This window comes from Streptomyces minutiscleroticus (assembly GCF_014650875.1).
Taxonomy (GTDB): Bacteria; Actinomycetota; Actinomycetes; order Streptomycetales; family Streptomycetaceae; genus Streptomyces; species Streptomyces minutiscleroticus.
Genome location: NZ_BMVU01000001.1, coordinates 67,786 through 90,000 on the forward strand (window position 1 = coordinate 67,786; position 22,215 = coordinate 90,000).

Below are 22,215 nucleotides of genomic sequence, written 5' to 3' on the forward strand. Positions count from 1 at the left end.
GGGGTCCCACGCCCCGGCAGAACACGTGAGACGGCCCGGCGCCGTCGTAAGACGAGCAGGTGGATACGTGACGAATCTGATGCCCTCCGCCGCCGGCGAGCCCTCCATCGGTGGTGGCCTCGGCGACCAGGTCTACAACCGGCTGCTCAACGAGCGGATCATCTTCCTCGGCCAGCCGGTCGACGACGACATCGCGAACAAGATCACCGCGCAGCTGCTGCTCCTTGCCTCCGACCCGGACAAGGACATCTACCTCTACATCAACAGCCCGGGCGGTTCGATCACCGCGGGTATGGCGATCTACGACACCATGCAGTACATCAAGAACGACGTGGTGACCATCGCCATGGGCATGGCGGCCTCCATGGGTCAGTTCCTGCTGAGCGCGGGCACGCCCGGCAAGCGCTTCGCCCTGCCGAACGCCGAGATCCTGATCCACCAGCCCTCCGCCGGCCTCGCCGGCTCCGCGTCGGACATCAAGATCCACGCCGAGCGGCTGCTGCACACCAAGAAGCGGATGGCCGAGCTCACCGCCTTCCACACGGGTCAGACGGTCGAGCAGATCACCCGCGACTCCGACCGCGACCGCTGGTTCGACCCGGTCGAGGCCAAGGAGTACGGCCTGATCGACGAGGTCATCACCACCGCTGCCGGCATGCCGGGCGGCGGCGGCACCGGGGCGGCCTGACGCCCACGCCGATCCGGACGCCGTACGGCGCCGCGAGACCGCCCCACGGCGGCGCCGCGGTCCCCGGCGGACCGGGGACGCCGTCCCGCCCCAGCCGACCGCCTCAGCCCCTTCCAGGCCTCTCAGGAGACACAGTGAACGACTTCCCCGGCAGCGGCATCTACGACCGCACGCGCGCCGAGTACACCGGCCCCGCGGCCGAGTCCCGTTACGTCATCCCGCGCTTCGTCGAGCGCACCTCGCAGGGCGTGCGCGAGTACGACCCGTACGCGAAGCTCTTCGAGGAGCGCGTGATCTTCCTCGGCGTGCAGATCGACGACGCCTCCGCCAACGACGTCATGGCGCAGCTGCTGTGCCTGGAGTCGATGGACCCCGACCGGGACATCTCGATCTACATCAACAGCCCCGGCGGTTCCTTCACGGCGCTCACGGCGATCTACGACACGATGCAGTTCGTGAAGCCCGACATCCAGACGGTGTGCATGGGCCAGGCCGCCTCCGCCGCCGCCGTGCTGCTCGCGGCCGGCACGCAGGGCAAGCGCATGGCGCTGCCGAACGCCCGCGTGCTGATCCACCAGCCGTACAGTGAGACCGGCCGCGGTCAGGTCTCCGACCTGGAGATCGCCGCGAACGAGATCCTGCGGATGCGGACGCAGCTGGAGGAGATGCTGGCCAAGCACTCCACCACGCCGATCGAGAAGATCCGCGAGGACATCGAGCGCGACAAGATCCTCACGGCCGAGGACGCACTGTCGTACGGTCTGGTCGACCAGATCATCTCCACCCGGAAGATGAACAACTCCGCGGTCGTCTGACGTAGCGCAGCAGCGTCTGCCGCTCCTTGGCGCGGTTCACGACAAAGTGAACCGCGCCAAGGGGGGCCCGAACGGGGGGCCAGGCAAGGTACCGTCGGACATAAGGCAGCACCAGGAGCCGCTGGACCTAGGCGTCTCCCAGGCGAAGGGGAAGCACACCGTGGCACGCATCGGTGACGGCGGCGATCTGCTCAAGTGCTCGTTCTGCGGCAAGAGCCAGAAGCAGGTCAAGAAGCTCATCGCAGGCCCCGGTGTGTACATCTGCGACGAGTGCATCGATCTCTGCAACGAGATCATCGAGGAGGAGCTCGCCGAGACGAGCGAGGTGCGCTGGGAGGAACTGCCCAAGCCTCGTGAGATCTACGAGTTCCTCGAGGGGTACGTCGTCGGCCAGGAGGCCGCGAAGAAGGCCCTGTCGGTCGCGGTGTACAACCACTACAAGCGGGTCCAGGCCGGTGAGAACGGCGGGGCCCAGGGCCGCGACGACGCCATCGAGTTGGCGAAGTCCAACATCCTGCTGCTGGGGCCGACCGGCTCCGGCAAGACGCTGCTGGCGCAGACCCTGGCCCGCATGCTCAACGTGCCGTTCGCCATCGCCGACGCGACGGCGCTGACGGAGGCGGGGTATGTCGGCGAGGACGTCGAGAACATCCTGCTCAAGCTGATCCAGGCCGCCGACTACGACGTCAAGAAGGCCGAGACCGGGATCATCTACATCGACGAGATCGACAAGGTCGCGCGCAAGAGCGAGAACCCGTCGATCACGCGGGACGTCTCCGGCGAGGGCGTGCAGCAGGCCCTGCTGAAGATCCTGGAGGGCACGACGGCGTCGGTGCCGCCGCAGGGCGGGCGCAAACATCCCCACCAGGAGTTCATCCAGATCGACACGACGAACGTGCTGTTCATCGTGGGCGGTGCCTTCGCGGGCCTGGAGAAGATCATCGAGGCGCGGGCCGGCGCGAAGGGCATCGGCTTCGGCGCGACGATCCGCTCCAAGCGCGAGCTGGAGTCCAAGGACCAGTTCGAGGACGTCATGCCCGAGGACCTGGTGAAGTTCGGGATGATCCCCGAGTTCATCGGCCGTCTGCCGGTCATCACCTCCGTGCACAACCTCGACCGCGAGGCCCTGCTGCAGATCCTGGTCGAGCCGCGCAACGCGCTGGTGAAGCAGTACCAGCGCCTCTTCGAACTCGACGGCGTGGAGCTGGACTTCGAGCGCGAGGCGCTGGAGGCCATCGCCGACCAGGCCATCCTCCGCCAGACGGGCGCACGGGGTCTGCGGGCCATCATGGAGGAGGTCCTGATGTCGGTGATGTACGAGGTCCCCTCCCGCAAGGACGTGGCCCGGGTCGTCGTCACGGCGGACGTCGTCCACTCGAACGTCAACCCGACGCTCATCCCGCGCGACGCCCGCGGCCGCGGCTCGGGCGAGCAGAAGTCGGCGTAACCCGCCGCCCCCGAAGTGCCGAAGGGCCGCCCCGCTGGTACGGGGCGGCCCTTCGCGCTGTCCGCGTCACTTCGCGACGCGGACCTCCTCGCGCACCTTCGCGGTGATGTCGGCGGCGACGTCCTTGGTCACGCCCTTGGTGGCGTCACCGGGCGAGACCATGGCGATGGTGCTGTAGTCGGCCCAGGCGCAGAACCAGTCCGTCTTCTCCTGCTTCGTCGCCAGGTCCGTGCCCTTGGCCGCCTGGCACTTCATGGCCGCGCCGTCCAGATCGACCTCCTCGGCCTCTCCGACCAGCTCGGACCGGGCGCCGGTGCTGCTGGAGGAGCCCTCCTTGGACGACTTCTCGAAGTTGGCGAAGAAGGTGTCCAGCGCGGCCGCGGGGTCCTCGATGTCGCCGTAGGCACCGGCGAACGTGACGCTCCTGGCGGTAGCGGCCTCGCTCGGGTCGGGCGCGGTGCTCGGGTCGGCGGGGTCGTAACCGCTCAGGTCCGCCGTCGAGTAGAAGCCGATCACCGACTTGCCGTCCTTGACGCCGCTCTTCTCCAGTTCGGCCGCGGAGTCGTCGCTCGCGCCCGCGCCGTCGTCGGAGACGCGCTTGTACTCGGTGAGCACGGTCTCGGGCGTCGTCAGCTTGTGGGCGCCGTCGTCCGCGATGCCGCCCGCGCCGCCGCCCCCGCCGATCACGAAGTACGCGCCGGCCGCGATCGCCGCCACGACGGCCACCGCGCCGATGACGAGACCTGTCCTCTTCCTGCCGCCGTCCGGGGCCGGAGGCACGGGGGCGCCGTAGGGAGTCTGGCCGTACGGCGGCTGCTGGCCGTAGCCCGGCTGCGGCGGGACGCCGGGCGGCGGGGGCTGCTGGGGGTAGCCGTAACCGGGCTGCGGGGGCTGCTGGGGGTACCCGTAACCGGGCTGGGGTGCCTGCGGCGGCTGCCGGCCGTAAGGCTCCGGCTGCTGGCCGTAGGGCCCGGGCTGGCCGTACGGCCCGGGCTGCTGAGGTGGCTGTCCGCCGTACGGGCCCGGCTGGCTGTGGCTCATCTCTGGGTTCCCCCTCCAGATGCTGATGCGTTCCGGACATCCTGGCGCAGAGGAGGTGCGCCCAGGGCGCGCGGGGCCCCACCGTTACCGAACGATCCGGTTTCGGGACGGGCCCGTGACACCCCTAAACTGGGCCCGTGACCGAGAACACTCAGCAGCAGACGTCAGCGAACCCCCCCGAACTGCCGACCCAGTACGCGCCGGCCGACGTAGAGGGGAAGCTGTACGAGCGCTGGGTGGAGGCGGGCTACTTCACCGCGGACGCCAAGAGCGACAAGCCCCCGTACACCATCGTCATCCCGCCGCCGAACGTCACCGGCTCGCTCCACCTGGGCCACGCCTTCCAGCACACCCTCATGGACGCCCTGACCCGCCGCAAGCGGATGCAGGGCTTCGAGGCGCTGTGGCTGCCGGGCATGGACCACGCCGGCATCGCCACCCAGAACAAGGTCGAGCAGCAGCTCGCCGAGGAGGGCAAGTCCCGCCACGACCTGGGCCGCGAGGAGTTCGTCCGGCGCGTGTGGCAGTGGAAGGAGGAGTACGGCGGCAAGATCCTCGGCCAGATGCGCCGCCTCGGCGACGGCGTCGACTGGTCCCGTGAGCGCTTCACCATGGACGAGGGCCTGTCCAGGGCCGTCCAGACGATCTTCAAGCGGCTCTACGACGACGAGCTGATCTACCGCGCCGAGCGCATCATCAACTGGTGCCCGCGCTGTCTGACGGCCATCTCCGACATCGAGGTGGAGTACCAGGAGGACGACGGCGAGCTCGTCTCCATCACGTACGGCGAGGGCGACGAGACGCTCGTCGTCGCGACGACCCGCGCCGAGACGATGCTCGGCGACACCGCCGTCGCCGTCCACCCCGACGACGAGCGCTACCGGCACCTGGTCGGCAAGCGGATCAAGCTGCCGCTGACCGACCGCACCATCCCCGTCGTCGCGGACACGCACGTCGACCCCGAGTTCGGCACCGGTGCCGTCAAGGTCACCCCCGCCCACGACCCCAACGACTTCGCGATCGGCCGGCGCCACGACCTGGAGTCGATCACGGTCATGGACGAGCGGGCGGTCATCACCGTCCCCGGCCCCTTCGAGGGCCTGGACCGGTTCGAGGCGCGCAGCGCCATCGTCGGCGCGCTGCGCGAGCAGGGCCGGATCGTCGCCGAGAAGCGGCCGTACGTCCACTCCGTCGGCCACTGCTCGCGCTGCCGGACCACCATCGAGCCGCGCCTGTCCCTGCAGTGGTGGGTCAAGGTCGGCCCGCTGGCGAAGGCCGCAGGCGACGCGGTCCGCGACGGCCGGGTGAAGATCCACCCCGAGGACATGTCGAAGCGCTACTTCGACTGGGTCGACAACATGCACGACTGGTGCATCTCGCGCCAGCTGTGGTGGGGCCACCGCATCCCGGTCTGGTACGGGCCGGAGGGCCAGGTCGTCTGCGTCGGCCCCGACGAGGAGCCGCCCGGCACCGAGGCCGAGGGCTGGACCCAGGACACCGACGTCCTCGACACGTGGTTCTCGTCCGGCCTGTGGCCGTTCTCCACGCTCGGCTGGCCGGAGCGGACACCCGACCTGGAGAAGTTCTACCCGACCGACGTCCTGCTGACCGGCCACGACATCATCTTCTTCTGGGTCGCCCGGATGATGATGTTCGGCCTGTACGCCATGGACGGCGAGGTCCCCTTCAAGACCATCGCCCTGACCGGCCTGGTCCGCGACGAGCGCGGCAAGAAGATGTCGAAGTCCTTCGGCAACGTCGTGGACCCGCTCGACTGGATGGACAGGTACGGCTCCGACGCGGTCCGCTTCACGCTGGCCCGCGGCGCCAACCCGGGCACGGACGTCCCGATCGGCGAGGACTGGGTCCAGGCGTCCCGGAACTTCGCCAACAAGATCTGGAACGCCACGCGCTTCGCGCTGATGAACGGCGCCACGGTCGAGGGCCCGCTGCCCGACGCCGCCGCGATGTCGGCGACGGACCGCTGGATCCTGTCCCGGCTGAACAAGACGGTCGCCGAGGTCGACGCGTTCTACGAGGACTACCAGTTCGCCAAGGTCTCCGACGCGCTGTACCACTTCGCGTGGGACGAGGTCTTCGACTGGTACGTCGAGCTGTCCAAGACGACGTTCATGGGCGGCGGCGAGGCGGCGAAGGTCTCGGGCCGCGTCCTCGGCGAGGTCCTGGACGTCACGCTGCGGCTGCTGCACCCGGTCGTCCCGTTCGTGACGGAGGCCCTGTGGACCACCCTCACGGGCGGTGAGTCCGTCGTCCTCGCGGACTGGCCGACCGACTCCGGCTTCCGCGACGACGCCGCGGAGCGGGAGATCGAGACGCTCCAGCAGGTCATCACCGAGGTCCGCCGCTTCCGCGCCGACCAGGGCCTGCAGCCCGGCCAGCGGGTCCCGGCCCGGCTGACCCTCGACGGGACCGCGCTGGTCCCGCACGAGGCGGCGATCCGCCAGCTGCTGCGCCTGCAGCCGGAGGGCGAGGGCTTCGCGGCCACGGCGACCCTGCCGGTCGCCGGCGCCACGGTCGCCCTCGACCTGTCCGGCACGATCGACGTGGCGGCCGAGCGCAAGCGCCTGGCCAAGGACCTCGCCGCCGCCGAGAAGGAGAAGGCCCAGGCCACCGCCAAGCTCGGCAACGAGGCGTTCCTGGCCAAGGCCCCGGACCACGTCGTGGAGAAGATCCGCACGCGGCTCGCCAAGGCGGACGAGGACATCGCCCGCATCCAGGCCCAGCTGGACCGGCTGCCGGCGGCCTGAGCCGGGGCGGGCGCCCCGCCCGCCGACGAGGACGAGTTCGCCGGGGCCCCGGACACGCAGGCCGTGTCCGGGGCCCCGGCGCGTGCACGGCCGTACGGCGCTGCCCCGGCAGGGCGGAGCCGGCCCGTCCTGCCCGGGCGGAACAGGTCGGTTCCGCTTCGGCCGGAACCAGTGGGTCACGCCCGGCCGGGACGGCTCGGCCCCGTCCGGGCGGAGCCTGAGCCGGAAGGGACCGAGCCGGCGCGGTACCGGTGCGGTACCGGTGTGGAGCCGGAGCCGGCGTCGAGCCGGTGCGGGACCGGCATGGGGAGCGGCGCGTCGAGCCGGTGCGGGACCGGCACGGGGACCGGTGGCCCGGGCCGGACCGGGCGCGGCGCGAGGAGTGGCGGGGGCGCTCCGTAGACTGGGGAGCGTGAGTGAGCTCCCCCCGCACGACAGCAGCGAGCAGCCCGACCCGTTCGACTCCTTCGACGAGATCGTCACGGCCGAGACCGACCGCGACCCCGACCTCGCCGTGATCGAGGCAGGCAGCCGCACCCTGCGCACGCAGGGCGGCCCGCCGCAGGCCGACGTGCCCGCGCGCCCGGACGACCCCGAGACCGACAAGGCGCTGCGCGAGGTCGAGGCCGAGCTCGCCACCCGCTGGGGCGAGACGAAGCTGGAGCCGTCGGTCGCCCGCATCGCCGCGCTGATGGACGTCCTGGGGGAGCCGCAGCGCTCGTACCCCTCCATCCACATCACCGGCACCAACGGCAAGACCTCCACGGCCCGCATGATCGAGGCGCTGCTCGGCGCCTTCGAGCTGCGCACCGGCCGCTACACCTCGCCGCACGTGCAGTCGGTGACCGAGCGGATCAGCCTGGACGGCGCGCCCGTCTCCGCCGAGCGGTTCATCGAGACCTACCGGGACATCCGGCCGTACGTCGAGATGGTCGACGCGCAGCAGGAGTACCGGCTGTCCTTCTTCGAGGTGCTGACCGGCATGGCGTACGCGGCCTTCGCGGACGCGCCGGTCGACGTGGCCGTCGTCGAGGTCGGCATGGGCGGCAGCTGGGACGCCACGAACGTGATCGACGGCGACGTCGCCGTGATCACGCCCATCGACCTGGACCACACCGACCGGCTCGGCTCCACGCCCGGCGAGATCGCCAGGGAGAAGGCGGGCATCGTCAAGCAGAACGCCACGGTCGTCCTGGCGCAGCAGCCGGTGGACGCGGCCCAGGTGCTGCTGAAGAAGGCCGTGGACGTGGACGCGACGGTCGCGCGGGAGGGCCTGGAGTTCGGGGTCGTCTCGCGCCAGGTGGCCGTCGGCGGCCAGCTGCTGACGCTGCGCGGGCTCGGCGGCGAGTACGACGAGGTGTACCTGCCGCTGCACGGCGCGTACCAGGCGCACAACGCGGCGGTCGCGCTGGCCGCGGTGGAGGCGTTCTTCGGGGTCGGCGCGCAGCGTCCGGAGCCGCTCGACATCGACACGGTCCGCAAGGCGTTCGCGTCCGTGTCCTCGCCGGGGCGCCTGGAGGTCGTGCGCCGGTCGCCGACCGTCGTCCTGGACGCGGCGCACAACCCGGCCGGGGCGCGGGCGACCGCCGAGGCGGTCGGCGAGGCGTTCGACTTCAGCCGTCTGATCGGCGTCGTGGGCGCGAGCGGCGACAAGAACGTACGGGGGCTCCTCGAGGCCTTCGAACCGATCTTCGCCGAGGTCGTGATCACGCAGAACTCCAGCCACCGGGCGATGGACGCCGACGAGCTGGCCGCGGTCGCCGTCGAGGTGTTCGGCGAGGAGCGGGTCCAGGTGGAGCCGCGGCTCGACGACGCGCTGGAGGCGGCGATCACCCTCGCCGAGGAGGAGGGGGAGTTCGCGGGCGGCGGCGTGCTCGTCACCGGCTCCGTCATCACCGTCGGCGAGGCCCGACTGCTGCTGGGAAGGAACTGATCCGTGCGTACGCTCTGCGCGTCGACCCTGATCGGCGAGTTCTTCGTGATCGGCTTCGCCGGCCTGGTCGCGATGAAGGACCCGGACCTGTCCATGACGACGGTCTGGACGGTGTGCGGCGTCGCCATGCTGCTGTCCGTACTGCTGTGCGGGATGATCACGCGGCCGGGCGGCGTCCAGCTGGGCTGGGCGCTGCAGGTCGCGCTGATCGCGAGCGGGTTCGTGGTGCCGACGATGTTCTTCATGGGCGCGGTGTTCGCCGCCCTGTGGTGGGCGTCGGTCCACTACGGCCGCAAGGTCGACGAGGCGAAGGCGCGCTTCGCGGCACAGCGGGACGGGGCGACGCCGAACGCACCGGCGTGAGCCGTGGCCGCCCCCGGGGGCCCGGGGCGGCCGAAGCCTTCGCCGACCTGCGGCGACCCGAGTCAGGCACGCCCACGGCGACGCGCGCCGAGCGTGCCTGTGACGACCCGCGCCGAGTGTGCCTGTGACGACCCGCGCCGAGTGTGCCTGTGACGACCCGCGCCGAGTGTGCCTGTGACGACACGCGCCGAGTGTGCCTGTGACGACACGCGTCAGGTGCGCCCGCGGCGACACCCGGCCCGTCGTGTCCGCGACGGTGCCCGCCCCCGTGCCTGTGGCGACACGCGTCCGGTGTGGCCGCAGGGGGCGTGGAGGGTCTTTCGGCTGTCCTGCCGTGCGAGGTCCGCCCGGAGGGGCCGCGGACGCCCCGCCGGGTCCGGTCGGCACCACCGGGACCTGCGGAGCGTGCGACGGCGCTCGTCCGGCCGCACCGCTACGTCCACGTGCGCCAAAGGCACCGGCGGTCCGTGGCCGTCGGCCTGCCGCGCGGGGCCCGCGCGAGAAGTCGGGGGCGGTCCGGCGGGCGCACGGAGTGCGCGGCGGTGCCGGGGTGGGCGCCGGCGTGTGCCGGAGGCGCCGGAGGCCGTGCCCGCCGGGGGGCGCGTCCGTACGCGCCGCGGGCGGGCGTGACGGCGCCGGTCCGGCGCGCCGGACGGCGGCCCGTCCGGGAAGGGGCCGGGCCGGCCGCGGGCCGGAGCGGGTCCCTCCCTTACGAGGTTGACTCTGCGTGACCGATACTCGGACCGGGCCTGTAGCCTTCTGAGCCCGCACATTCTTGATTAAGGAGCCCCCGTGAGCCAGCGCACCCTCGTCCTCCTCAAGCCCGACGCCGTCCGTCGCGGCCTGACCGGCGAGATCATCAGCCGTATCGAGCGCAAGGCCGGCTGGCAGATCACCGCGCTGGAGCTGCGCACCCTGGACCAGGAGACCCTGGAGCAGCACTACGGCGAGCACAAGGGCAAGCCGTTCTACGAGCCGCTGGTCGCCTTCATGTCCTCCGGCCCCGTCGTCGCCCTGGTCGTCGAGGGCGAGCGGGTCATCGAGGGCGTCCGCGCGCTGGCCGGCCCGACCGACCCGATCGCCGCCGCCCCCGGCTCCATCCGCGGCGACTACGGCACGATCGTCCGCGAGAACCTGATCCACGCCTCCGACTCGGAGGAGTCGGCGGCCCGCGAGCTGAAGATCTTCTTCCCGGGCCTGGCCTGACCCCCCGTCCCGGGAGAGGGAACCGCCCGTCCGCCGGAGCGGTGAACGACGCGCTCCGGCGGTGCCGTCCGCCGGGCGCACTCCCGGAGCACTCCGGTGGCGTTCCGGCGGACACTCCGGAACGCTACTCCCACGGCGCCGCCGTCCCCACCGTTTTCACCCGTACTTCAGCGCACCGCAAATCACCCCAGCGGGTATATCACCGAATTTCTTGACGATGTGTCACCCGGTGTATACCTCTCGCCATAGTTGGTCGTAGAATCCACGCTACCCCTGGCATATGCGTGGCGTTCGGGGGAACGCATGCCCCCGATGGCTCGTCTCCAGAAGCGAGGCGACACATCATCTGCTGACAATGGCGAAGACCCTCGCGCAGTGTTCGTGCAGGCGAGACTACGATGGAAGCCTTCACGTCACAGCACCCACTTCGCCTTACCCAAAAAGCCGTCAAAGCTCCACTTGGGAAGGCCAGACGAATCCTGATGGGGAACTCAATGTCGTTCATCGGCCGTGACATGGCTGTCGACCTCGGGACCGCCAACACGCTGGTGTACGTCAGGGGTCGCGGGATCGTACTCAACGAGCCCTCCGTCGTTGCGATCAACACCAACACCGGCGGCATCCTCGCGGTCGGCGCGGAAGCCAAGAAGATGATCGGCCGCACCCCCGGCAACATCGTCGCCGTACGCCCGCTCAAGGACGGCGTGATCGCCGACTTCGAGATCACCGAGCGCATGCTCCGGTACTTCATCCTGAAGATCCACAAGCGGCGCTATCTGGCCCGTCCGCGCGTCGTCGTCTGTGTGCCCTCCGGCATCACCGGCGTCGAGCGCCGCGCCGTCATCGAGGCCTCCTCGCAGGCCGGCGCGCGCCAGGTGCACATCATCGAGGAGCCCATGGCCGCGGCCATCGGCTCCGGCCTGCCGGTCCACGAGGCCACGGGCAACATGGTGGTCGACATCGGCGGCGGCACCACGGAGGTCGCGGTCATCTCGCTCGGCGGCATCGTCACCGCGCAGTCCATCCGCGTCGCGGGCGACGAGCTGGACAACGCGATCATCCAGCACATCAAGAAGGAGTACTCGCTCCTCCTCGGTGAGCGCACCGCCGAGCAGATCAAGATCACCATCGGCTCGGCGTACGACCTCGACACCGACGAACACACCGAGATCCGCGGCCGGGACCTGGTCTCCGGGCTGCCGAAGACCGTGGTCATCTCCGCCGCCGAGGTCCGCAAGGCCATCGAGGAGCCGGTGAACGCCATCGTCGACGCGGTCAAGACCACGCTCGACAAGTGCCCGCCGGAGCTGTCGGGCGACGTCATGGACCGCGGCATCGTGCTCACCGGGGGCGGCGCCCTGCTGCGCGGCCTCGACGAGCGGCTGCGCCGGGAGACCGGCATGCCGATCCACATCGCCGAGGACCCGCTGGACAGCGTGGCCCTGGGCTCCGGCAAGTGCGTCGAGGAGTTCGAGGCGCTCCAGCAGGTGCTGGACGCCCAGCCCCGCAGATGACACCAGCCCGCGAAACCGCCGTACGAGACGTTCCCCTCTCGTACGGCGGCTCGTTGATATAACGACATACCCTCCCGAAAGGGCGCACTCTTGGGCCCCAGTACATCCCGACGAGGAAGGCACGGCCGCCGCACGTGAGGGACACACGAGAGAGCCGGCTGCTCCTGGTGCTGCTGATCGCCATCGCGTTCGCACTGATCACGGTGGACATCCGCGGCGGCGAGGACTCCCCGGTCGACGGTGCCCGGCAGGCCGCCGCCACCGTCTTCGGCCCGGTCGAGGACGGGGTGTCGTCCGCCGTCGACCCCGTCGGCAACGCGATCGCGGCCGTCCGCGACTCCGGCGAACGCCACGACCGCGTCGCGCAACTGGAGCGTGAGAACGCCGAGTTGAAGGCCGAGCTGGGCAGCGACGACCGCACCCGCAGCCGTGCGCAGCAGCTCGACAGAATGCTGAAGACCGCGGGCGCGGGCCAGTACGGCATCAAGGGCGCCCAGGTCATCGCCATAGGAGCGGCCCAGGGCTTCTCCTGGACCGTCACCATCGACGCCGGCGCCAACGACGGCATCGAGCGCGACATGACCGTCCTCAACGGCGACGGCCTGGTCGGCCGCGTCACCACGGTCGGCCCCCGCACCGCCACCGTGCTGCTCGCCAACGACCCCGACTTCACCGTCGGCACCCGGATGGAGTCCACCGACGAGCTCGGCTTCGCCTCCGGCCAGGGCGACCGTCCCCTGCGCGTCGAGATGCTCAACGGCAAGGCCGAGGTCGAGAAGGGCGACCGGCTGGTCACCTTCGGCTCGCAGGCCGACAAGCCCTTCGTGCCCGGCGTCCCGGTCGGCGTCGTCTCCCGGGTCGACCCCTCCGGCGGCGACCTGACCCGTACCGTCTACGTGGAGCCGTTCGTCGGCTTCAGCAAGCTCGACATCGTCGGCGTCGTCGTCGAGGCCCCGCGCGAGGACCCGCGCGACGCGGTCCTGCCGGCCAAGCCCAAGCCGACCCCCAGGCCGACCGTGACCGTGACGGTCACCCCCTCGCCCGGCGCCCCCGTCGAGGACGGCCTGCAAGAGCCGCAAGAGCAGCAAGAGCAAGAGCAGTAGGAGCGGACCCCATGCGTTTCAACCGGATGCTCCTCTCCGCCACGCTGGTGGTGGTCGCCCTCGTGATCCAGGTGAGCGTTCTCGCCCGCCTGCACCTGCCGGGCGCCGTGCCCGACCTCGTCCTGCTCACCGTGCTGGGCCTCGCCCTGGTCTACGGCCACGTCGGCGGCGCCCTCGTCGGCTTCGCCGCCGGCCTGCTCGCCGACCTCGCGCCGCCCGCCGACCACGCCGCCGGCCGCTACGCCCTGGTCCTGTGCGTCATCGGCTACCTCGCCGGCCTGTTCAAGCCCGACAACGGCCGGCTCAGGTCCGCTACCGGTCCCATGGCCGTGGTCGCCGTCGCCGCCATCGGCTCCACGCTGCTGTACGCGGGCGTCGGCGCCCTGGTCGGCGACACCGCGGCCCGCCACGTCGGCCTCGGCGGCCTGCTGCTCACCGCCACCGTGTACGACCTGCTGCTCGCGCCCTTCGTGGTCCCCGGGATCATGGCCCTGGCCCGGCGCGCCGACAACGATCCGCTCGCCGACACCACCAGCGCCACCAAGGCCGCCGACGTCGCCTCCGGCTGGCTCTCCTCGGGCACCGGCCTGCGCATCGGCGGCCAGCGCAACGGCCTGCGGGCGAGGGCGGCCAAGGCGCGCGTCGCCCGCGCGGGACGCATCAAGGGGGTCAAGCGCCTGTGAGCACGGCACGGCCGGCCGCCCGCGGCCACCGGGCGGCCGGGAACACGCACGACACGCACACGCAGGGGGAGGGGGAACAGCCGCAGTGAGCAGTGCCCACCCGTCGCCCACCACCGCCCTTTCACGGGATGGCCTTCGCCCATGAGCAATATTCCGGAGACCGGGCGGACCCCGAGGGTCCAGATCCGCCTCGTCATCATCCAGATCCTCGTCTTCTCGCTCCTCGGCACCCTCGGCGCCCGCCTGTGGTACCTCCAGGTCCGCAACGGCGACGAGTACGCCAAGGAGGCCTCGGGCAACCACGTCCAGCAGGTCGTCAGCCCCGCCGTGCGCGGCTCGATCCTCGACGCCCGCGGCGTGCCGCTCGCCGACAACGAGACCCGCCTCGTCGTCTCGGCGTCCCGCACCGACCTGATGAAGATGGAGGACGACGGCGAGGCCGTCCTCACCAAGCTCGCCGGCGTCCTGGGCATGAAGCCCCGGGAGGTCCAGGAGAAGGTCCGCCTCTGCGACGCGAAGACGCCGCAGCCCTGCTGGAACGGCTCGCCGTACCAGCCCATCCCGATCACCGACGAGGCCACGCCCAAGCAGGCCCTGCAGATCCGCGAGCGCGCCGAGGACTTCCCCGGCATCACGGCCGAACCGCAGGCCGTGCGCCGCTACGCCGCCCCCGGCGAGGCCAACACCGCGCAGGTCCTCGGCTACCTCTCCCCGGTCACCGACGAGGAGATCAAGAAGGCCGAGAAGACCGACTCGCCCTACCTGCGCTCCGACCAGGTCGGCCGCTCCGGCCTGGAGCGCACCTACGACAAGGAGCTGCGCGGCAAGGCCGGCGTCACCCGCTACGAGGTCGACAACCTCGGCCGCGTCATCGGCGAGGCCGAGGGCGACGAGGCCCAGCCCGGCGCGAACGTCGTCACCAGCATCGACGCCCGCGTCCAGCGCGTCGCCGAGTACGAGCTCAACGAGGCGATGAAGACCGCCCGCGGCGAGTTCGACAGGAACACCGGCGAGAACTACAAGGCCGACTCCGGCGCCGTCGTGGTGATGGAGGCCAGGACGGGCCGCGTCGTCGCCATGGCGTCCAACCCGACGTACGACCCGAACGCCTGGGTCGGCGGCATCTCCGGCAAGGACTACGCCGAGCTGACGGGCAAGAACTCCAACTACCCGCTGCTCAACCGCGCGATCCAGGGCCAGGCCGCCCCCGGCTCCATCTTCAAGGTGATCCCGACGACCGCCGCGGTCAACGCCGGGTACTCCTTCGAGGGCCCCTACGACTGCTCCGCCTCGTACTCGATCGGCGGCCAGGTCTTCAAGAACTTCGAGTCCAAGGGGTACGGCCCCATCAGCCTCGGCCGCGCCCTGGAGGTCTCCTGCGACACCGTCTTCTACCGCCTCTCGCACGAGGAGTGGAAGAAGGACGGCGGCGCCAAGCCGCACAAGGACACCAACGACTGGTTCTACAAGACGGCCCACCAGTTCGGCCTCGGCAAGGAGACCGGCATCGACCTCCCGAACGAGGTCACCGGCCGCGTCCCCGACCGCCAGTGGAAGCAGGAGTACTGGAAGGCCAACAAGGACGCCTGGTGCAGGACCGGCAAGAAGGACGGCGACTACGCGGAGAAGATCGCCTACGAGAACTGCCTCGAGGGCAACCGGATGCGCGCCGGTGACTCCGTCAACTACTCCATCGGGCAGGGCGACACCCTCGTCACCCCGATACAGATGGCGACGATCTACGCGGCCATCTCCAACGGCGGCACCCTCTACAACCCCACCGTCGGCAAGGCCATCGTCAGCGCCGACGGCAAGCGGGTGCAGGAGATCGAGCCGAAGTCGCACGGCAGGCTGCCGATGACGAAGAAGACCCGCGACGCCATCGACGGCGCCCTGGAGGGCGTCGCGACCCGCGGCACGGCCGCCTGGCGCTTCCAGGGCTGGCCGCAGGACGAGATCGCGATGCACGCCAAGACCGGTACGGCGGAGGTCTACGGCAAGCAGACCACCTCCTGGTTCGCCACGTACACCAAGGACTACACGGTCGTCATGACCATCTCCCAGGGCGGTACGGGCTCCGGCGCCTCGGGACCGGCCGTGCGCAAGATCTACAACGCGCTGTACGGCGTCAGCGAGGACGGCAAGGTCGACAAGAAGAAGGCCCTCCTCTACACCCCGCAGAAGGACCTGCCCGAGATCAAGGCCGACGGCTCCATCGCCTCCCCGAAGATCAAGCCGTACGACCCGAAGGACGAGCAGGCCACCGGGGAGGGCGAGCAGCCGGGCAGCCCCGACAACCCGGCCGCCACCACGACCCCGCCGCCCGCCGGCAACCGGAACACCCGCAGGCGCGAGGCCCGCCGCGGCCGGGGACGGAGGAGCACATGAGCGCCAACAACTTCTCCGTCAGCGGCTACGGGCCCGACCGCCCCGGCTGGACCCGGCTGTTCGCCCGCGACTCCCTGGCCCGCCGGCTGGACTGGCCGATACTGTTCGCGGCGATCGCGCTGTCCCTGATCGGCACGGCCCTCGTCCACTCGGCGACCCGCAACCGCACCGAGCTCAACCACGGCGACCCGTACTACTTCCTGGTCCGCCACCTGCTCAACACCGGCATCGGATTCGCCCTGATGGTCGGTACGGTCTGGCTCGGCCACCGCACCCTGCGCACGGCCGTGCCGATCCTGTACGGCATCTCGGTCTTCCTCGTGCTGCTGGTGCTCACCCCGCTCGGCGCGACGATCAACGGCGCGCACGCGTGGATCGTCCTCGGCGGCGGCTTCTCCCTGCAGCCCTCCGAGTTCGTCAAGATCACCATCATCCTCGGGATGGCGATGCTGCTGGCGGCCCGCGTCGACGCGGGCGACAGGCCCCACCCCGACCACCGCACGGTCCTGCAGGCCCTCGGCCTGGCCGTGGTGCCGATGGCGATCGTCATGCTGATGCCGGACCTCGGCTCGGTCATGGTCATGGTCGTCATCGTGCTCGGCGTGCTGCTCGCCTCCGGCGCCTCCAACCGCTGGGTCCTCGGCCTGATCGGCGCGGGCGCCGCCGGCGCGATCGCCGTCTGGCAGCTGAAGATCCTGGACGACTACCAGATCGCCCGGTTCGCGGCCTTCGCCAACCCCGAGCTGGACCCCGCGGGCGTCGGCTACAACACCAACCAGGCCCGTATCGCGATCGGCTCCGGTGGCCTCTTCGGCACCGGCCTCGGCCAGGGCTCGCAGACCACCGGCCAGTTCGTGCCCGAGCAGCAGACGGACTTCGTCTTCACCGTCGCGGGCGAGGAGCTCGGCTTCGTCGGCGCCGGTCTGATACTGCTGCTCCTCGGCGTGGTCTTCTGGCGCGCCTGCCGCATCGCCCGCGAGACCACCGAGCTGTACGGCACCATCGTCGCCGCCGGCATCATCGCCTGGTTCGCCTTCCAGTCCTTCGAGAACATCGGCATGACCCTCGGCATCATGCCGGTCGCCGGCCTGCCGCTGCCCTTCGTCTCGTACGGCGGCTCGTCGATGTTCGCCGTCTGGATAGCGGTCGGCCTGCTCCAGTCGATCCGGGTGCAGCGGCCGATGTCTGCGTGACGCGGCACGGGGCAGGCGGGGAGGGAAGACTCCTCCCTCCTGCCCCGCAGGGGCCTGCCCCTGTCTCCGGAAGGCGGTTAGATTCGGTACATGGCGGACACCAAGCGCGAGATCGAGCGAAAGTACGCAGCCGACCCGACCACCGCACTGCCCGACCTCACCGCCGTGCCCGGAGTGGCGGCGGTCGTGGACAAGGGCGTCGCGGACCTCGACGCCACCTACTACGACACGGCCGACCAGCGGCTCGCCGCCGCCTCCCTCACCCTGCGCCGCCGCACCGGCGGCGACGACGCCGGCTGGCACCTCAAGCTCCCCGTCGCCGACGGCGTACGGGACGAGATCCACGTCCCCCTCTCCGACACCCTGCCCAAGGCCCTCGCCGCCCTCGTGCGCTCCCGCACCCGCGACGCCGCCCTCGGCCCCGTCGTCCGGCTGCGCTCCGCGCGCGACGTCCGCCACCTCCTCGACGCCGACGGCGGCCTGCTCGCCGAGGTCAGCGTCGACCGCGTGCGCGCCGAGCGGCTCGACGGCGGCGACGGCGCCGCCGGGTGGACCGAGATCGAGGTCGAGCTCGCCGACGGCGGCGACCCCGCCTTCCTCGACAAGGTCGACAAGAAGCTCCGCAAAGCCGGCATCGAGCCGTCCTCCTCGCCGTCCAAGTTGGCCCGCGCCCTCGACGAGACGGGGGCGCGCCCGCAGCGGCCCGTCGCGGCCGTCCCCGCCACCGGGGGACCGGTGACCGCGGGCGACCACGTCCTGGCCTACATACGGGCCCAGCGCGAGGCGATCCTCGCACTCGACCCCGCCGTGCGGCGGGACGTGCCCGACTCCGTCCACAAGATGCGGGTCGCCACCCGCCGCCTGCGCAGCACGCTGCGCTCCTTCGGCTCCGTCCTGGACCGCACCGCCACCGACCCCGTCGCCGCAGAGCTCAAGTGGCTCGCCGGCGAACTCGGCGCCGACCGCGACCAGGAGGTCCTCACCGAGCGCCTCACCGCCGCCGTCGACGCCCTGCCCCGCGCCCTGCTGACCGGACCCGTCCGCGGCCGGCTGCGCACCTGGAGCCAGGCCCGGCACGGCGGCAGCCGCCGCCGTATCCTCGCCGCCCTCGACGGCCGGCGCCACCTCGACCTGCTCGCCGCCCTCGACGCCCTCGTCGCCGACCCGCCGCTGCGCCCGGCCGCCGCGAAGAAGCCGGAGAAGGTCCTGGCCAAGGCCGTGCGCAAGGACTTCGACAAGGTCGCCGCCCTGGTCGAGCGGGCCCTCGGCCTGCCGCCCGGCACCGAGCGCGACGTCGCGACGCACGAGGCCCGCAAGAAGGCCAAGCGCACCCGGTACGCCGCCGAGGCCGCCGCGCCCGCCCTGGGCGACCCGGCTTCCGCCCTCGCCAGGGCCGTCAAGTCCCTGCAGGACGTGCTCGGCGACCACCAGGACAGCGTCATGGCCCGCGCCGCCCTGCGCGACCTCGCCGCCCAGTCCCACGCCGCCGGGGAGAACCCCTTCACCTTCGGCGTGCTGTACGGCCGCGAGGAGCGCGTGGCGGCCCGCCGGGAGGCGGAGCTGCCAAAGGAGTGGAAGCGGGTCCGCAAGGCCATGCGCCTCTGACACCGAAGGGCTTCCCGGTGGTCCCGGGGGCGCCCTCCCGGACCCCTGGGCCGGACGGGGGACGGCGGGCGCCTCCGATGGCGTTAGGCTTGAGGGTCACCCGCCCCCGTCCGGGGGCGTGCCCCCAGTCCGCTCACGAAAGTCCGCGAGATGCCTGCCGAAGCCGCCGAGGCCGCTGCTGCGTCTGTGTTTCCGCAGCTCGAAGCTCTCCTCCCGCATGTGCAGAAGCCGATCCAGTACGTCGGCGGAGAGCTCAACTCCACGGTCAAGCCGTGGGAGTCCTGCGACGTCCGCTGGGCGCTCATGTACCCCGACGCGTACGAGGTCGGCCTGCCCAACCAGGGCGTCATGATCCTCTACGAGGTGCTGAACGAGCGCGAGGGCGTGCTCGCCGAGCGCACCTACAGCGTCTGGCCGGACCTCGAGAAGCTGATGCGGGAGAACGGCGTACCGCAGTTCACCGTGGACAGCCACCGCCCCGTGCGCGCCTTCGACGTGTTCGGCCTGAGCTTCTCCACCGAGCTCGGCTACACCAACATGCTCGCCGCCCTGGAACTGGCCGGCATCCCGCTGGAGTCCCGGGACCGCACGCTCGACGACCCGATCGTGCTGGCCGGCGGCCACGCGGCCTTCAACCCCGAGCCGATCGCCGACTTCATCGACGCCGCGATCATCGGCGACGGCGAGCAGGCCGTGCTCGACATGACCGAGATCATCCGCGCCTGGAAGGCGGAGGGCCGCCCCGGCGGCCGCGAGGAGGTCCTCTTCCGCCTCGCGAGGACCGGCTCGGTGTACGTCCCGGCGTTCTACGACGTCGAGTACCTGCCCGACGGCCGCATCGCCCGCGTCGTGCCGAACCGTTCGGGCGTGCCGTGGCGCGTGTCCAAGCACACCGTCATGGACCTCGACGAGTGGCCCTACCCCAAGCAGCCCCTCGTGCCGCTGGCCGAGACGGTCCACGAGCGCATGTCCGTGGAGATCTTCCGCGGCTGCACCCGCGGCTGCCGCTTCTGCCAGGCCGGCATGATCACCCGCCCGGTGCGCGAGCGCTCCATCACGGGCATCGGCGAGATGGTCGAGAAGGGCCTGAAGGCGACCGGCTTCGAGGAGGTCGGCCTGCTCTCCCTGTCCTCCGCGGACCACTCCGAGATCGGCGACATCGCCAAGGGCCTGGCCGACCGCTACGAGGACGACAAGATCGGCCTCTCCCTGCCGTCGACCCGTGTGGACGCCTTCAACGTCGACCTGGCCAACGAGCTGACCCGCAACGGCCGCCGGTCCGGCCTCACCTTCGCCCCCGAGGGCGGGTCCGAGCGCATGCGCAAGGTCATCAACAAGATGGTCTCGGAGGAGGACCTGATCCGCACGGTCGCCACGGCGTACGGCAACGGCTGGCGCCAGGTCAAGCTGTACTTCATGTGCGGCCTGCCCACCGAGACCGACGAGGACGTCCTGCAGATCGCCGACATGGCGACCCGGGTCATCGCCAAGGGCCGCGAGGTCTCCGGCTCCAACGACATCCGCTGCACGGTGTCGATCGGCGGCTTCGTGCCCAAGCCCCACACCCCCTTCCAGTGGGCCCCGCAGCTGAGCGCCGAGGAGACGGACGCCCGCCTGGAGAAGCTGCGCGACAAGATCCGCGGCGACAAGAAGTACGGCCGCTCCATCGGCTTCCGCTACCACGACGGCAAGCCCGGCATCGTCGAGGGCCTGCTCTCCCGCGGCGACCGCCGCGTGGGCGCCGTCATCCGCGCCGTCTACGAGGACGGCGGCCGCTTCGACGGCTGGCGCGAGCACTTCTCCTACGACCGCTGGATGGCCTGCGCCGACAAGACCCTGCCGGCCTTCGGCGTGGACGTCGACTGGTACACCACCCGCGAGCGCACCTACGAGGAGGTCCTGCCCTGGGACCACCTCGACTCCGGTCTCGACAAGGACTGGCTCTGGGAGGACTGGCAGGACGCCCTCGACGAGACCGAGGTCGAGGACTGCCGCTGGACCCCGTGCTTCGACTGCGGCGTGTGCCCGCAGATGGACACGCACATCCAGATCGGCCCCACCGGCAAGAAGCTGCTGCCGCTGACGGTCAAGAAGCCCGCGGCGACCGGCGGGCACACGCACTGAGAGAGGTGCGAGGGGGCTCGTTCCGATGTGAGGCGGGGGCGCGCGGGCGCATGGCCGGATCCATCCGGTCCGCTCGTGCGTCCTCACGGACATGGAGCGGAAGGGAACGGTCGTCGAGGGCGGGCCGCACCGGAGCGAGGGCTGTCTCGCGGTGGCGGTCCGGCTGCCCGTGCGGATCGTCGTGCTCGTCCTGGTCGTGCCGGTGCGCCTCGCCTGGGACGCCCTGGCGGCCGGCGGGCGGCTCCTGAACGAGGCCGTGCTCAGGCCGCTCGGCCGGGTCCTGCTGTGGCTCGGCCGGGCCGTCCTCGTACGGCCGTGGGTGGCGCTGTGGCGCCACGCCGTCGCCCCCCTCGGGCGCGTCCTGCTCGTCGTGCCCGCGGTGTGGGCGTACCGCCACGTGCTGACGCCGCTCGGACACGGTGCCGCGTGGGCGCTGCGGCGCGCCGGTGCCGGTGCGGCCCATGTGCTCCTGGGGCTGTGGTCCGGGGTGTCCTGGGCGGGGCGCGGCGCCGGTGCCGCATGGGGGTGGCTGTACGCGCGCCTGCTCGTACCCGCCGGGCGCGGCCTGTCCCGGCTGCTCGGAGGGCTGGGCCGGGGAGCGGGCGCCGCGCTCCTCGCGGTCTGCGCGGCCGCGGTGTGGCTGGGCCGGTACGTCCTCGTCGTCCCGGCGCTGTGGCTGTACCGGTGGGTGCTGACGCCCGCCGGACACGGGATCGTGTGGTGCGCGCGGGGACTGGCGTGGCTCGTCCGGGTGACCGCCGCGGGCGTCGGCGCCGCCCTGTACCGGACCCTCCGCATCGTGGTCGTCCTGCCCGCCGCCGCCCTGTGGCGGTGGGTCCTCGCGCCGCTGGCCGGGGCCCTTCTCGTGGTGGCGCGGGAGATCGTCGACGCGCTCGGGCACGCCTGGCGCGTGGCGGGACGCGTCTCGCGCGCGGTGGGCCGCTTCCTCGGCACGCTCCTGCGGTGGCTCGTGGTCGTCCCGGCCGGGTGGACGTACCGGACCGTGCTCACCCCGGTCGGGCACGCCGTGCGCGATCTGGTGTGGCGGCCTGCGGCCGACGCCGCGCGGAGCGCGGGGCGCACGGCCCGGCAGGCTCTGGCGGCGGCCCGCGACACGGCGCGTCAAGCGCGCCGAGGTCCGCAGAGCGCTCTTCGGCGCTTCCGGGGGGCGGGCCCCGGTGCCGTCCGGAGGCCCGCGGGAGCGGACGGCGGCGCCCGCCGGGGACCCGCGCGCACCCCGCCCGGTCCCGCTCGGCGAACCCCGGCGGGAACCGCAGGCCGACGAGGCACGTACTCTAGGTAGCAGTACGACCGCTCTCACGAAGGACTGAACGACACTGGGCA

16 protein-coding genes are annotated in these 22,215 nt (G+C 71.6%); 15 read left to right on the forward strand and 1 reads right to left on the reverse strand.

The features are described from left to right. The first annotated feature begins 79 nt into the window (after positions 1-79). The 3 genes from IE271_RS00255 to clpX all read left to right on the forward strand — a co-directional run bounded on the left by IE271_RS00255 (position 80) and on the right by clpX (position 2,950). A complete protein-coding gene (locus IE271_RS00255; protein ID WP_190188536.1) occupies positions 80-688 on the forward strand; it encodes an ATP-dependent Clp protease proteolytic subunit in 609 nt (202 codons plus the stop codon). Between the two features lie 134 nt (positions 689-822). After that, positions 823-1,503, forward strand: coding sequence for an ATP-dependent Clp protease proteolytic subunit (locus IE271_RS00260; RefSeq protein WP_308435146.1), 681 nt, complete (start codon positions 823-825; stop codon positions 1,501-1,503). Between the two features lie 160 nt (positions 1,504-1,663). Continuing rightward, positions 1,664-2,950: an ATP-dependent Clp protease ATP-binding subunit ClpX gene (gene clpX, locus IE271_RS00265; protein ID WP_190188031.1), complete on the forward strand. Its 1,287-nt coding sequence runs from the start codon at positions 1,664-1,666 to the stop codon at positions 2,948-2,950. Between the two features lie 66 nt (positions 2,951-3,016). Here the strand turns inward: clpX and IE271_RS00270 are convergent, their stop codons facing one another. After that, entirely contained in the window at positions 3,017-3,991 is a 975-nt protein-coding gene (locus IE271_RS00270; RefSeq protein ID WP_190188032.1) for a hypothetical protein, read from the reverse strand. Positions 3,992-4,128: 137 nt separating this feature from the next. On the opposite strand from IE271_RS00270, the gene IE271_RS00275 reads away from it, so the two are divergent. The 12 genes from IE271_RS00275 (at position 4,129) to IE271_RS00330 (ending at position 22,174) form a co-directional block, all read left to right on the forward strand. Next, a complete protein-coding gene (locus IE271_RS00275; protein ID WP_190188033.1) occupies positions 4,129-6,759 on the forward strand; it encodes a valine--tRNA ligase in 2,631 nt (876 codons plus the stop codon). A gap of 412 nt (positions 6,760-7,171) precedes the next feature. Further along, complete coding sequence (folC, locus tag IE271_RS00280) at positions 7,172-8,692, forward strand: bifunctional tetrahydrofolate synthase/dihydrofolate synthase (protein ID WP_190188034.1); 1,521 nt, start codon at positions 7,172-7,174, stop codon at positions 8,690-8,692. 3 nt (positions 8,693-8,695) lie between these two features. Next, the gene (locus tag IE271_RS00285) at positions 8,696-9,055 is read left to right on the forward strand and encodes a DUF4233 domain-containing protein (RefSeq protein ID WP_190188035.1); all 360 of its coding nucleotides are present in this window, start codon (positions 8,696-8,698) and stop codon (positions 9,053-9,055) included. Between the two features lie 792 nt (positions 9,056-9,847). Then, positions 9,848-10,261: a nucleoside-diphosphate kinase gene (gene ndk, locus IE271_RS00290; RefSeq protein WP_190188036.1), complete on the forward strand. Its 414-nt coding sequence runs from the start codon at positions 9,848-9,850 to the stop codon at positions 10,259-10,261. A 494-nt stretch (positions 10,262-10,755) separates the two neighbouring features. Then, positions 10,756-11,775 carry a rod shape-determining protein gene (locus IE271_RS00295; RefSeq protein ID WP_081217257.1) on the forward strand — a complete coding sequence of 340 codons (1,020 nt, stop codon included), beginning with the start codon at positions 10,756-10,758 and terminating at the stop codon, positions 11,773-11,775. Between the two features lie 134 nt (positions 11,776-11,909). Further along, entirely contained in the window at positions 11,910-12,878 is a 969-nt protein-coding gene (gene mreC / locus IE271_RS00300) for a rod shape-determining protein MreC (RefSeq protein ID WP_190188037.1), read from the forward strand. 11 nt (positions 12,879-12,889) lie between these two features. Further along, positions 12,890-13,561: a rod shape-determining protein MreD gene (mreD, locus tag IE271_RS00305; RefSeq protein WP_190188038.1), complete on the forward strand. Its 672-nt coding sequence runs from the start codon at positions 12,890-12,892 to the stop codon at positions 13,559-13,561. Positions 13,562-13,702: 141 nt separating this feature from the next. Beyond that, positions 13,703-15,949 (forward strand): penicillin-binding protein 2, encoded by a 2,247-nt coding sequence (gene mrdA / locus IE271_RS00310; protein ID WP_190188039.1) that lies wholly within the window; start codon positions 13,703-13,705, stop codon positions 15,947-15,949. Continuing rightward, positions 15,946-17,142 (forward strand): rod shape-determining protein RodA, encoded by a 1,197-nt coding sequence (gene rodA / locus IE271_RS00315; RefSeq protein ID WP_190188040.1) that lies wholly within the window; start codon positions 15,946-15,948, stop codon positions 17,140-17,142. Before mrdA ends, rodA begins: the two co-directional genes overlap by 4 nt. 90 nt (positions 17,143-17,232) lie before the next feature. Continuing rightward, positions 17,233-18,747, forward strand: coding sequence for a CYTH and CHAD domain-containing protein (locus IE271_RS00320; protein ID WP_190188041.1), 1,515 nt, complete (start codon positions 17,233-17,235; stop codon positions 18,745-18,747). Between the two features lie 150 nt (positions 18,748-18,897). Continuing rightward, entirely contained in the window at positions 18,898-20,871 is a 1,974-nt protein-coding gene (locus IE271_RS00325) for a TIGR03960 family B12-binding radical SAM protein (protein WP_190188042.1), read from the forward strand. 91 nt (positions 20,872-20,962) lie between these two features. Continuing rightward, positions 20,963-22,174: a hypothetical protein gene (locus IE271_RS00330; RefSeq protein WP_444546132.1), complete on the forward strand. Its 1,212-nt coding sequence runs from the start codon at positions 20,963-20,965 to the stop codon at positions 22,172-22,174. The last annotated feature ends 41 nt before the right edge of the window (positions 22,175-22,215 follow it).

Excerpts from the sequence above, each read along its gene's own strand:
- IE271_RS00255 (WP_190188536.1), top strand. The coding sequence starts at position 80 with ATGCCCTCCGCCGCCGGCGAGCCCTCCATCGGTGGTGGCCTCGGCGAC.
- IE271_RS00270 (WP_190188032.1), bottom strand. The coding sequence starts at position 3,991 with ATGAGCCACAGCCAGCCGGGCCCGTACGGCGGACAGCCACCTCAGCAG.
- IE271_RS00295 (WP_081217257.1), top strand. The coding sequence starts at position 10,756 with ATGTCGTTCATCGGCCGTGACATGGCTGTCGACCTCGGGACCGCCAAC.
- mreD (WP_190188038.1), top strand. The coding sequence starts at position 12,890 with ATGCGTTTCAACCGGATGCTCCTCTCCGCCACGCTGGTGGTGGTCGCC.
- mrdA (WP_190188039.1), top strand. The coding sequence starts at position 13,703 with ATGAGCAATATTCCGGAGACCGGGCGGACCCCGAGGGTCCAGATCCGC.
- rodA (WP_190188040.1), top strand. The coding sequence starts at position 15,946 with ATGAGCGCCAACAACTTCTCCGTCAGCGGCTACGGGCCCGACCGCCCC.
- IE271_RS00320 (WP_190188041.1), top strand. The coding sequence starts at position 17,233 with ATGGCGGACACCAAGCGCGAGATCGAGCGAAAGTACGCAGCCGACCCG.
- IE271_RS00325 (WP_190188042.1), top strand. The coding sequence starts at position 18,898 with ATGCCTGCCGAAGCCGCCGAGGCCGCTGCTGCGTCTGTGTTTCCGCAG.
- IE271_RS00330 (WP_444546132.1), top strand. The coding sequence starts at position 20,963 with ATGGAGCGGAAGGGAACGGTCGTCGAGGGCGGGCCGCACCGGAGCGAG.